Annotated in this window: 8 protein-coding genes; 3 read left to right on the forward strand and 5 right to left on the reverse strand. The window is 65.4% G+C overall.

The window, feature by feature from the left end:
- Positions 1–11 precede the first annotated feature (11 nt).
- The gene (locus ABNP31_RS14240; RefSeq protein WP_085665538.1) at positions 12–3,140 is read left to right on the forward strand and encodes an efflux RND transporter permease subunit; all 3,129 of its coding nucleotides are present in this window, start codon (positions 12–14) and stop codon (positions 3,138–3,140) included.
- Positions 3,141–3,201: 61 nt separating this feature from the next.
- A complete protein-coding gene (gene mobA / locus ABNP31_RS14245) occupies positions 3,202–3,777 on the forward strand; it encodes a molybdenum cofactor guanylyltransferase MobA (RefSeq protein ID WP_350012414.1) in 576 nt (191 codons plus the stop codon).
- A 229-nt stretch (positions 3,778–4,006) separates the two neighbouring features.
- On the opposite strand, the gene ABNP31_RS14250 is transcribed toward mobA, so the two are convergent.
- The 5 genes from ABNP31_RS14250 to peaA all read right to left on the reverse strand — a co-directional run bounded on the left by ABNP31_RS14250 (position 4,007) and on the right by peaA (position 10,344).
- Positions 4,007–5,680, reverse strand: coding sequence for a fatty acid CoA ligase family protein (locus ABNP31_RS14250; protein WP_238066398.1), 1,674 nt, complete (start codon positions 5,678–5,680; stop codon positions 4,007–4,009).
- 139 nt (positions 5,681–5,819) lie between these two features.
- The gene (gene peaD / locus ABNP31_RS14255; protein WP_238066399.1) at positions 5,820–6,941 is read right to left on the reverse strand and encodes a quinohemoprotein amine dehydrogenase subunit beta; all 1,122 of its coding nucleotides are present in this window, start codon (positions 6,939–6,941) and stop codon (positions 5,820–5,822) included.
- Positions 6,942–6,973: 32 nt separating this feature from the next.
- Positions 6,974–7,297: a quinohemoprotein amine dehydrogenase subunit gamma gene (qhpC, locus tag ABNP31_RS14260; protein WP_004375838.1), complete on the reverse strand. Its 324-nt coding sequence runs from the start codon at positions 7,295–7,297 to the stop codon at positions 6,974–6,976.
- 1 nt (position 7,298) lies between these two features.
- A complete protein-coding gene (gene peaB / locus ABNP31_RS14265; RefSeq protein WP_013972844.1) occupies positions 7,299–8,729 on the reverse strand; it encodes a quinohemoprotein amine dehydrogenase maturation protein in 1,431 nt (476 codons plus the stop codon).
- A 49-nt stretch (positions 8,730–8,778) separates the two neighbouring features.
- Positions 8,779–10,344: a quinohemoprotein amine dehydrogenase subunit alpha gene (gene peaA, locus ABNP31_RS14270; RefSeq protein ID WP_047934355.1), complete on the reverse strand. Its 1,566-nt coding sequence runs from the start codon at positions 10,342–10,344 to the stop codon at positions 8,779–8,781.
- A gap of 492 nt (positions 10,345–10,836) precedes the next feature.
- Here peaA and ABNP31_RS14275 point away from each other — a divergent pair, with 492 nt between their 5' ends.
- Entirely contained in the window at positions 10,837–12,330 is a 1,494-nt protein-coding gene (locus ABNP31_RS14275; RefSeq protein WP_085665543.1) for an aldehyde dehydrogenase family protein, read from the forward strand.
- Positions 12,331–12,390: the final 60 nt, after the last annotated feature.

Raw genomic sequence — 12,390 nt, forward strand, 5'->3', positions numbered from 1 at the left:
GGGCCTGATTCATGCCGCAATTCTTCATCGACCGCCCGGTATTCGCCTGGGTGGTTGCCCTGTTCATCCTGCTGGCCGGTGCCCTCGCCATCCCGCAGCTGCCGGTGGCCCAGTACCCCAACGTGGCCCCGCCGCAGGTGGAAATCTACGCCGTGTACCCGGGCGCCTCGGCGGCGACCATGGACGAGAGCGTGGTCAGCCTGATCGAGCAGGAGCTCAACGGCGCCGACAACCTGCTGTACTTCGAGTCGCAGAGCAGCCTGGGCAGCGCCACCATCACCGCCACCTTCGCCCCGGGCACCAACCCGGACCTGGCCCAGGTCGACGTGCAGAACCGCCTGAAGGTGGTCGAGTCGCGCCTGCCGCGCCCAGTGACCCAGCAAGGCCTGCAGGTGGAAAAGGTCTCCACCGGCTTCCTGCTGCTGGCCACCCTCACCTCCGAAGACGGCAAGCTCGACGAAACCGCCCTGTCGGATATCCTTGCGCGCAACGTGATGGACGAGATCCGCCGCCTCAAGGGCGTCGGCAAGGCCCAGCTGTACGGTTCGGAGCGTGCCATGCGCATCTGGATCGACCCGCGCAAGCTGATCGGCTTCAACCTCACGCCCAACGACGTGGCCGAGGCCATCGCCGCGCAGAACGCCCAGGTGGCCCCCGGCAGCATTGGTGACCTGCCCACCCGTGGCACCCAGGAAATCACCGCCAACGTGGTGGTCAAGGGCCAGCTGAGCACCCCCGAGGAATTCGCCGGGATTGTCCTGCGTGCCAACCCGGACGGTTCCACGGTGACCATCGGCGATGTCGCCCGGGTCGAGATCGGTGCCCAGGAATACCAGTACGGCACACGCCTGAACGGCAAGCCGGCCACCGCCTTCAGCGTGCAGCTGTCGCCGGGCGCCAACGCCATGGAAACCGCCACCCTGGTGCGGGCGAAGATGCAGGACCTGGCGCGCTACTTCCCCGAAGGCGTCAAGTACGACATCCCCTACGACACCTCGCCATTCGTCAAGGTGTCGATCGAGCAGGTCATCAATACCCTGTTCGAAGCCATGCTGCTGGTGTTCGCGGTGATGTTCCTGTTCCTGCAGAACCTGCGCTACACCCTGATCCCGACCCTGGTGGTGCCGGTGGCCCTGATGGGCACCTTCGCCGTGATGCTGGCCATGGGCTTCTCGGTCAACGTGCTGACCCTGTTCGGCATGGTGCTGGCCATCGGCATCCTGGTCGACGATGCCATCGTGGTGGTGGAAAACGTCGAGCGGATCATGGCCGAGGAAGGCCTGCCGCCCAAGGAGGCCACGCGCAAGGCCATGGGCCAGATCAGCGGCGCGATCGTCGGCATTACCCTGGTGCTGGTGGCGGTGTTCCTGCCCATGGCCTTCATGCAAGGCTCGGTGGGTGTGATCTACCAGCAGTTCTCGCTGTCGATGGCAGTGTCGATCCTGTTCTCGGCGTTCCTCGCCCTCAGCCTGACCCCGGCGCTGTGTGCCACCCTGCTCAAGCCGGTGGCCAAGGGCGAGCACCACGAACGCAAGGGCTTCTTCGGCTGGTTCAACCGCCGCTTCGAGGGCATGAGCAACGGCTACCAGCGCTGGGTGATGCAGGCGCTCAAGCGCAGCGGCCGCTACCTGCTGGTATACGCGCTGCTGCTGGCGGTGCTGGGTTATGGCTTCAGCCAGCTGCCCACGGCGTTCCTGCCCACCGAAGACCAGGGCTACACCATCACCGATATCCAGCTGCCGCCGGGCGCCAGCCGCATGCGCACCGAACAGGTGGCGGCACAGATCGAGGCGCATAACGCCGAAGAGCCCGGCGTGGGTAACACCACCTTGATCCTGGGTTTCAGCTTCTCGGGCAGCGGGCAGAACGCGGCACTGGCCTTTACCACGCTCAAGGACTGGTCCGAACGCGGCGCCGACGACAGCGCCCAGTCGATTGCCGACCGCGCGACCATGGCCTTCACCCAGCTCAAGGACGCCGTGGCCTACGCCGTGCTGCCGCCGCCGATCGACGGCCTTGGCGAGTCGACCGGCTTCGAGTTCCGCCTGCAGGACCGCGGCGGCATGGGCCACGCCGAGCTGATGGCCGCCCGCGACGAGCTGCTGGCCAATGCCGGCAAGAGCAAGGTGCTGACCAACGTGCGCGAAGCCTCGCTGGCGGAAAGCCCGCAGGTGCAGCTGGAAATCGACCGCCGCCAGGCCAATGCCCTTGGCGTGTCGTTTGCCGATATCGGCTCGGTGCTGGACGTGGCCGTGGGTTCCAGCTACGTCAACGACTTCCCCAACCAGGGCCGCATGCAGCGGGTGGTGGTGCAGGCCGAAGGCGACCAGCGCAGCCAGGTCGAAGACCTGCTGAAGATCCACGTGCGCAACGACAGCGGCAAGATGGTGCCACTGGGCGCCTTCGTCCAGGCCAGGTGGGTCAGCGGCCCGGTGCAGCTGACCCGCTACAACGGCTACCCGGCGGTGTCGATTTCCGGCGAACCGGCAGCCGGCTACAGTTCGGGCGAAGCCATGGCCGAGATCGAGCGCCTGGTAGCCCAGCTGCCGGCCGGCGCCGGCCTGGAATGGACTGGCCTGTCGCTGCAGGAGCGGCTGTCCGGCAGCCAGGCACCAATGCTGATGGCGCTGTCGTTGCTGGTGGTGTTCCTGTGCCTGGCAGCGCTGTACGAAAGCTGGTCGATCCCCACCGCAGTTCTGCTGGTAGTACCGCTGGGCGTGCTCGGTGCGGTGCTGGCGGTAACCCTGCGCGGCATGCCCAACGACGTGTTCTTCAAGGTCGGCCTGATCACGCTGATCGGCCTGTCGGCGAAGAACGCCATCCTGATCATCGAGTTTGCCAAGAGCCTGGTCGACCAGGGCGTCGATGCCGCCGACGCCGCCGTGCAGGCCGCGCGCCTGCGCCTGCGGCCGATCGTGATGACCTCGCTGGCGTTCATCCTCGGCGTGGTGCCCCTGGCAATTGCCAGCGGCGCCAGTTCGGCCAGCCAGCAGGCGATCGGCACCGGGGTGATCGGCGGCATGCTCAGCGCCACACTGGCGGTGGTGTTCGTGCCGGTGTTCTTCGTGGTGGTGATGCGCGTTGCCGGGCGACGCCAGGCGGGTAATGCCGACACGCAGGCCGTGACCAGCGAGAGCTGACTGGACAAGCCCCGCGTGAAATGGGAGGGTTCCCGGCAATGACTGCCCGGAACCCTTTTTCATGCCTGATGCCCTCCCCCCCTGCTCCATCCTCATTCTCGCCGGTGGCCGCGGCCAGCGCATGGGCGGCCGCGACAAGGGCCTGGTCGACTGGCAGGGCGAACCGCTGGTGGCGCACGTGCAGCGCGTGGTACGGCCACTCAGCGATGACCTGGTGATTTCCTGCAACCGTAACCAGCAGGCCTACCGGGCGTATGCCGACCAGTTGGTCGGCGATGCCGAGGCGGACTACCCCGGGCCGTTGGCGGGGGTGATTGCCGGGCTCAAGGTGGCGCGGCATGAATGGGTGGTGCTGCTGGCCTGTGATGCACCGCTGGTTGACCGGGGGTTGATCGAGGACCTGCTGCGGCTGGCGGTGGCGGGTGACAGTGCGGCCATGGTACGCCAGGGTGGGTACTGGCAGCCGATGTTCAGCGTGCTGCCACGCCGGGTGTTGCCGGTGCTGGAGCAGGCCTGGGCGGCGGGCGAGCGGAGTTTGCAGAAGGCCTTGCTGCGTGAAGCGGTGCAAGGGCTTGAATGTGCCAACGATGATCGCAGGTTGAGCAACTTCAACAGCCCGGAGTTGCTGCAAGGCTGAGGTCATCTGCTGCCTGTGTTGGCCTCTTCGCGGGTAAACCCGCTCCCACAGGTTCTCCACTGCCCTTGAGGCATGCGCGGTCCTTGTAGGAGCGGCCTTGTGTCGCGAAAGGGCCGCAAAGCGGCCCCGGGATTTCAGCAGCAATGCATGAATTGCCGGGGCTGCTCTGCAGCCCTTTCGCGACACAAGGCCGCTCCTACAGGGGCCCCATTTCCCTTCAGCTGGTGATTTACCCGGCAGACAGCTCCTCGACACTGATCTCGCGCATGCGGAACTTCTGCACCTTGCCGGTCACCGTCATCGGGAATTCATCGACAAAGCGGAAGTACCGCGGCACCTTGAAGTGCGCTATCCGCGCCTTCGCCCACTCGCGCAGTTCCTCCGCACTGGCCGTATGCCCCGGGTGCAGCCGCACCCAGGCCACGATCTCTTCACCGTACTTGCTGCACGGCACGCCAATCACCTGCACATCAGCCACCGCCGGGTGGGTGAAGAAGAACTCCTCCAGCTCGCGCGGGTAGATGTTCTCGCCGCCGCGAATGATCATGTCCTTGCTGCGCCCGACAATACGCACATAGCCCTGCTCGTCCATCACCGCCAGGTCGCCGGTGTGCATCCAGCCGTCCTCATCGATGCTCTCGGCCGTGGCCTTGGGGTTGTTCCAGTAGCCCAGCATCACGCTGTAACCCCGCGTGCACAGCTCGCCGATCTCGCCACGCGGCACGCTGTTGCCATCGGCATCGATCACCTTGTTCTCCAGCCGCGGCTGGGTGCGCCCGACGCTGGTCACGCGGCGCTCCAGGTCGTCGCTGGCGCCGGTCTGCAGCGACACCGGGCTGGTTTCGGTCATGCCATAGGCAATCTGCACCTCGGCCATGTGCATCTCGCCGATAACCCGGCGCATCACTTCGATCGGGCAGGTGGCACCGGCCATGATCCCGGTGCGCAGGCTCGACAGGTCGAACTCGCCGCGCTGGGGGTGGTCCAGTTCGGCGATGAACATGGTCGGCACACCATACAACGCCGTGGCCTTTTCTTCCGCCACCGCACGCAGGGTGGCCAGCGGGTCGAAGGCGTCGTTGGGGTAGATCAGGGTGCTGCCGTGGGTCATGCAGCCGAGGTTGGCCATGACCATGCCAAAGCAGTGGTACAGCGGCACCGGCACCACCAGCCGGTCATGCTCGGTCAGGCCCAGGCTTTCACCGACCATGTAGCCGTTGTTGAGGATGTTGCTGTGGCTGAGGGTGGCGCCCTTCGGAAAACCGGTGGTGCCCGAGGTGTACTGGATGTTGATCGGGTCGTCGCAGCGCAGCTGTGCCTGGCGCTCGGCAAGGGCCTCGCGGCTGACGGCCGTGGCACGGGCCTGCAGCTCGTGCCAGGCGAGGAAGCCCGGCGGTGGCGCGACGGCCAGGCTGACCACGCCGCGCAGTTCGGGGAAGCGTTCGCAGATCAGGGCGCCCGGCTGGCCGCCGGCCAGGCCCGGGACCAGCCCCAGCAGCATGGCGTGGTAGTCGGAGGTCTTGAACGCGTCGGCGCAGATCACCCAGCGGCAGCCGGACTGGCCGAGGGCGTAGTCCAGTTCGCTGGAGCGGTAGGCCGGGTTGATGTTGACCAGGATCGCGCCCACCTTGGCGCTGGCGAACTGGGTGATGCACCACTCTGCGCAGTTGGGTGCCCAGATACCGAGGCGGTCACCGGGCTGCACGCCCAGGGCCATCAGCGCACGGGCATGCTGGTCGACGGCTTCGGCCAGTTGCTGCCAGGTGTAGCGCAGGGCCTGGTGGCGGACGACCAAAGCGTCACGGTCGGGGAAGCGGGCGACGGTGGTGTCGAAGGCGTCGCCGATGCACTGGGTAAGCAGGGGTTTGTCCTGGTTGCCCTGGGAATAGCTTGGCTGGGGCATGGGCGGTCTCTTGTTGTTCTTGTGTTGATTGAGCGGGCCTCTTCGCGGGTAAACCCGCTCCCACAGGGACCGCACAACATTAAGCCCTTGTAGAGATCCTTGTGGGAGCGGGTTTACCCGCGAAGAAAGCAACACCGGTTTAACGGATGAACACCTGCGGCGTAGTGGTGGACATGTCCCCACCCGGCAACTTGATGTTCTTCACTTTCTCCAGCGTATCCGGGTTGAACACCGCCAGGTCATTGAAGGTGCCGCCCAAGTACAGCTTGTCGCCTTTCTTGTCGAAGGCCACGCAGTAGTAAGTGTGGTCCAGATTCGCCGCCTTGATCAGCTTGCGCTGTTCGAGGTCGTATTTGGCCAGGCGGTTGAGCACGCCGTAGATCTGGTTCGGGTCTTTTGGCGAACGCAGCCCGGTGAAGTACAGCTCGGTCAGGTCGGCAAATTCCTGGGTGTGGGTCTTGCCGGTCTTCAGGTCGACGCTCAGGTAGCCATACAGCAGATCGGCGGTGGCCGGGTCCTGCTTGTCATCCTTGAACCTGGCAATGGTGTACAGCATCGAGAACTCGTGGCGCGGGCTCTGGTGCGGCCAGAAGTACAGCACGTCCGGGGCGCTGTAGCCTTTGCGGTTCCAGTTGCGCAGCGGCAAGGCCACCGTGTACTTGCCGGTCTTCACGTCCATCTTGTAGATGTCCGGCCCGGCGACGTACAGGCTGCCATCGTCCGCCGCACGCATCAGGTACACCTGGCGCGGCATCGGGAAGGTGCGCACCGGCTTGGCCTCCAGGCCATCGGCGGTGCTGAACACTTCCAGCCGCGGTGGCTTGACCACGTAGTGGTCGTTCAGGCGCTGGGTCGGGTTGACCGTGGCGTACACTTCCTTGCCGTCCGGGCTGATGGCGAACGAGTACATCGACCGGCCCACCTCACCCGGCACACTGGACAGGTTGGCGTGGAAGGTGTTCTTGCAGGTGTCCAGGTCGATGCCGTAGATGTCGCCGTAGTGGTTGTTGAGCACGTAGGCGGTGCGGTTGTCCGGCGCCATCATCGCAGTGCCGGGGCCGAACTTGTCGGGCATCACGCAGCTCTTGTACACCGTGTCACTGGCCACATCGACCACGTGCAGGTTGTTCGGGTAGTTGGTCACGATCATGTATTCGTGGCCAGCCTTCAGCGCCGGCCCGGTGTCGGCGGCCTGTACCAGCCCGGCACAGGCCGTGGCGGCGATGGTGAGCGCGAGTGACGCGCAGCGTCCAGCTTTCATGCGGTTTCCCCTTGTCATTCTTGTTGGGCCGGTCACTTGTCTTTCGGGAACACGGTGCCGAGGTTGCGCCAGTCTTCCGCCGAGTTGCTCGCCTGGGCGTTCCAGTCCTGGTAGGTGCTCATCATGTCCGGCACCTGGGCCGGCCACCAGCAAGGGTCGGAGCAGCCATACAGGTCGGCCTCCATCGGCTGGCACAGCGAGCTCACGCCACCAAAGGCGTCCACTTCCCAGCCCGGGTCGGTGGTGGCGGTGCAGCCCGCCACCGCGCTCATGGCCATGACTTCTTCGACGCGGTCTTCGGCGGCGGCCTGCTCGAGGATGCGCGCCTTGTTGTTCAGGGGCTTCAAGTGCTTCATGTCAGTGCGCCTTCCGCGGGGTGATGTAGCGATCGATGAAGGCCGGGTTGGCGGCCATGATGCGGCTGTAGACTTCGATGCCGAAGTCGACCCAGTCGCGCATCAGTTCGCAATAGTGGTAGGTCGGGTGCTGCGGGTCGCCATAGCGGGCATAGCTTTCGTGGTAGCAGCCGCCGGAGCACAGGTTGCGGATGCGGCAGCTGTCGCAGCCGGTGTTGCTGCGGTCCAGGCGCTGCGACAGGAAGTCGTTGAGCTGCGCCTGCTTCACGCCCTGGTGCACATTGCCGAAGGTCGGCAGGCTGGAGCCGGTGAAGCGGTGGCACAGGTTCAGCTCGCCCTCATGGTCCACGGCCAGCATCTTCAGCCCGGCGCCGCACGGCAGGGCCTTCTTGTGGCCTTCGTGGATGTCGGTGATCAGCTGGTGCAGGTTGGAGAAGCCGATGTTGCGGTGTTCCAGCGCAGCCTCCAGGTAGCGCCGGCCCAGCGCCTTCATGTTGGCGAACACCTGCACCAGTTCTTCGCCGGTGAGGTTGAAGTTGGCCATGTCGCCGGAGGTGACCGGGGCAAAGCCGACTTCAGCGAAGCCCAGTTCGTTGAACAGGTGGTTCCAGATGGTCTCGACGTCGGTGATGCCCCGGGTCAGCGTGACCCGCGCGCCCACCGGGCGGCTGTGGTAGCGCGACAGCAGCATGTCGACCTTGCGCCGCACCACGTCATAGGTGCCCTGCCCGCCCACGGTGATGCGGTTGCGGTCGTGCACGGTCTTGGGGCCGTCGATGCTGATCGACAGGCCGAAGCGGTGGGCATTGAGCCAGTCGATGATCTCTTCGGTGAGCAAGGTGGCATTGGTGGTCATGATGAACTCCACCTGCTTGCCGGCCTCGGCGAAGCGCCGCTCGCAGTAGGCGACCATGTGCTCGATCAGTGGCCGGTTTGACAGCGGCTCGCCACCGAAGAACACCACGCTGTAGCGCTGCTCGTCGGGCGACTCCTTGAGCAGCATCTCCACCGAAGCCTCGGCGGTGGCGGTACTCATCTTCTTGCCCGCGGACGGTTTGTCCAGGTCTTCCTTGTAGCAGTAGGTGCAGCTGAGGTTGCAGCCGGTGTTGACGTTGAGCACCACGGTGTTCAGCGCCGTGCGCTCGACCTGCTTGAGGGCGATTTCCGGGGTCAGCGGCGAGCCGTCGCTGACCAGTTCCAGCGCGATCAGCTCGCGCAGGGTGTCCTGGATATCGCTGCCGGCAAACTGCTGGCCAAGGCGCTGCATCAGCTCCTCGGCCGAGCAGCCTTGCTGGCGCAGGGTGTCGATGATGCCGCCGGTCACCGCGTCGGCGGTGAACAGCGAACTGCTGGGGATATGGAACAGCATGCGGTCGGCGTCGACCTGCACTTCATGCAGGTTGCGTTCGACCAGGTTCAGTAGCGCGCCCATGGCGACCTCCCGATAATCGATCCGTTGGAAAACCGTACGCCACCTGCCGTTATGGCAGCGGCGGGTTGTTCCAGCGCTGTACGGTGACGATCATGTGCCCTTCGCCAGTCTGGCCACCGTCGGCCAGGGTGGCGATGACCTTCAGGTTGCCGGCGTTGTTGGTCATCATCTTGCGCTCCGGGTTGGGGCCGGCACCACCTGGCACGAACACGCCATCGGCCTGCATCTTCCCGGCGAACTTGACGTCTTCGTCCTCGACCGCACGCTCGTTGAACGGCTCGACCTTCCAGCTGGCCGGCAGGTAGCCGATGCGCAGCGGCTGGCCATTGGCGTCCTTGCCCCAGGCTTCGGCCTCGAAGCGGCCCTGCACCTTGGGCACCGAGGCGCCGTTTTCGCCGATGCGGGCGATGGAGAACGCCGGCACCACTTTCACTTCCTCGACCTTGTCGTACACCGCCAGGTTGACGCCCTTGAGCGCCCCTACGGCGACTTCGCGCTGGCCAGGCTTGGCATCGGCCGCGGCGCGGGCCTTCACCCGTACCAGGGTTGGGGTCTGCTCCAGCACCTCGGTCACTTCCACGCCAGCGCCCAGGTCCGGTTTGCCGGCCAGGCCGCTGCCGACCAAGGTGATCTCGCTTTCGCCACCGGCCTTGATGAATGCCGGTTGTACCGCCAGCAGGCGCGCCTTGCCCTCCTTCACCGCAGTGAAGTCCAGGCCACGCTCATCGTGCTCGGCCTCGAACATGCGGCCCTTCATTTCGCCATCCAGCGCGGCGAACACCTGGCGCAGGTTGGCGTCGCCGACCTTGACGTTGCCACGCCATTCATAGCCGTTGTAGAGGATCGCCGAACCGCTGCCATTGAACGGCGTGCCGTCGGCATAAGCGCCCTTGACCTCGACCTTGAAGGTATCGCCCTGGTCAGGCGTGACACTCATCACCCCGCGTACATCGCCCTTGGCCAGCATGTGGCCGCTGAATGCCCACTGGCCCGGCAGCGCATCGGCCTTGGGCCTGGCCTTCTGCCATTCGGCCCACGCCGCGCTTTCCAGCGGGTAGCGCTTGGCCAGGTCCGGCACCACTTGTTGCAGGGCGATCGGCAGCCAGTCGCGGTCACGCGCCTGGGCCTGGTATTCGAGGGACGGCCACTGGCCGAGATGGAAGTTGACCAGGTGCTCCCATTCCTTGGCCGGGCGCCGCTGCAAGGCGACACGGGCACCGGAGTGGCAACGGCCACAGGTTTCGCTGAGCTGGGTGTCGAACTGCTCGACGGTGTTCAGCCGGCGCTCCATGGCATAACGCACGCCATCGGTTTCGCTGGGCGCCAGGCCCTGCTTGTCGGCCAGGTACTTGACCAAGGTGCGGCGGTCGTCGTCGCTGATCTGCAGGCCGTGCATCACCTGCATGCGGGCGATGCTCATCAGCCAGCCTTCCGGCGTCTTGCGCTGGTGGCTGATACGGCTGTAGGTGTCGTTGCCTTCGGGGATATGGCACCCCATGCACTTGTTCTGCAACAGGCTCGGGCCCTGCTCGGCCGCCATGGCCTGGGTGCTCAGCAGCGCGGCGGCGACCAGCGCCAGTTTGCCCGCATGCCGCCGGAGTCGAGTCGTCTTCAAGGTCAGACCTCCACGGTTGTTGTTCTTATCGTTTTCGCACGCTTTGGTACAGCAGGTGTGCATGTGACGGTTGTGATACAGGAACTGTGCCAGGTGATGTAAAAGTGTTTTAAATCAGGCCATTGAGGTCAATTACCGGATAATGGCAATGCAAGGACAGCTTCTTTGAGCGTCCCATTCCGCGACTGAGTGTTTCACCTTGAGACACTGGGCCTGCTGCGCAGGCCTTTCGCGACACAAGGCCGCTCCTACAAGGGATCGCGTACGGCCTGTAGGAGCGGCCTTGTGTCGCGAAAGGGCCGCACAGCGGCCCCCGCTTTTACTGTTTCACCACCGTCTCACACCGTCTCAATGTGCAACAGCGCAACCCTGCAATTCCAACCTTGCACCAGGACAAAACCCAACCCGCTCAAGGGTTTGCGGCCATCTATCGACCTTGGCACGCCCATTGCGCCTATGCCTGTCACATCCAATGACAAGAGGCACCGTCCCATGCTTTCCGAACTGCCCATCCTGCCCGCCACCCGCGCCTTTCTCGAACGCAAGCTGAAGATGCGCATCGGCGCCGACTGGCAGGACGCCGCCAGCGGTCGCACCCTGTCGTTCCGCAACCCGGCCACTGGCGAGGTACTGGGTGAAGTGCCCGCCGCCGAGGCCGAAGATGTCGACCGCGCCGTGCGCGCCGCGCGCCAGGCCTTCGATGATTCGCCGTGGAGCCGCCTGCGCCCACGCGATCGGCAGAACCTGCTGTGGCGCCTGGCCGACCTGATGGAGCGCGACGCCCGCCAGCTGGCCGAACTGGAATGCCTGAACAACGGCAAGAGCGCCGCCGTTGCCCAGGTGATGGACGTGCAACTGGCCATCGACTTCCTGCGCTACATGGCCGGCTGGGCCACCAAGATCGAGGGTAGCACCGTCGAAGCCTCGATGCCGTTGATGCCCAACGACCAGTTCCATGGTTTCGTGCGGCGCGAGGCAGTGGGCGTGGTCGGCGCCATCGTCGCCTGGAACTTCCCGTTGCTGCTGGCCTGCTGGAAGCTCGGCCCGGCCCTGGCTACCGGTTGCACCGTAGTGCTCAAGCCCGCCGACGAAACACCGCTGAGCGTGCTCAAGCTGGCTGAGCTGGTGGACGAAGCCGGCTACCCGGCTGGCGTGTTCAACGTGGTCACCGGCACCGGCCTGAACGCTGGTGCCGCACTCAGCCGCCACCCCGGCGTGGACAAGCTGACCTTCACCGGCTCCACCGAGGTCGGCAAGCTGATCGGCAAGGCGGCCATGGACAACATGACCCGCGTCACCCTGGAGCTCGGCGGCAAGTCGCCGACCATCGTCATGCCCGACGCCAACCTGCAGGAAGCCGCCGCCGGCGCGGCCACGGCGATCTTCTTCAACCAGGGCCAGGTGTGCTGTGCCGGGTCCCGCCTGTACGTGCACCGCAAGCACTTCGACAACGTGGTGGCCGACATCGCCGGCATCGCCAACGGCATGAAGCTGGGCAGCGGCCTGGACCCGGCGGTGCAGATGGGCCCGCTGATCTCGGCCAAGCAGCAGGACCGCGTCACCGGCTACATCGAGCTTGGCCGCGAGCTGGGCGCGACCATCGCCTGCGGTGGCGAAGGCTTCGGGCCGGGCTACTTCGTCAAGCCGACAGTGATCGTCGATGTCGACCAGCGCCACCGCCTGGTGCAGGAAGAGATCTTCGGGCCGGTGCTGGTGGCGATGCCGTTCGATGACATCGACGAAGTGATCGGCATGGCCAACGACAACCCCTATGGCCTGGGTGCGAGCATCTGGTCCAACGACCTGGCCGCCGTGCACCGGATGATCCCACGCATCAAGTCGGGGTCGGTGTGGGTCAACTGCCACAGCGCCCTCGACCCTGCCTTGCCCTTTGGCGGCTACAAGATGTCCGGCGTCGGCCGTGAGATGGGGGCGGCTGCCATCGAGCACTACACCGAGCTGAAGTCGGTGTTGATCAAGCTCTGATCTCCAGCCTGTACCGGCCCTTTCGCGGGTAAACCCGCTCCCACAGGATCACCACAGGCC

The organism is Pseudomonas asiatica, assembly GCF_040214835.1.
Lineage (GTDB): Bacteria > Pseudomonadota > Gammaproteobacteria > Pseudomonadales > Pseudomonadaceae > Aquipseudomonas > Aquipseudomonas putida_Z.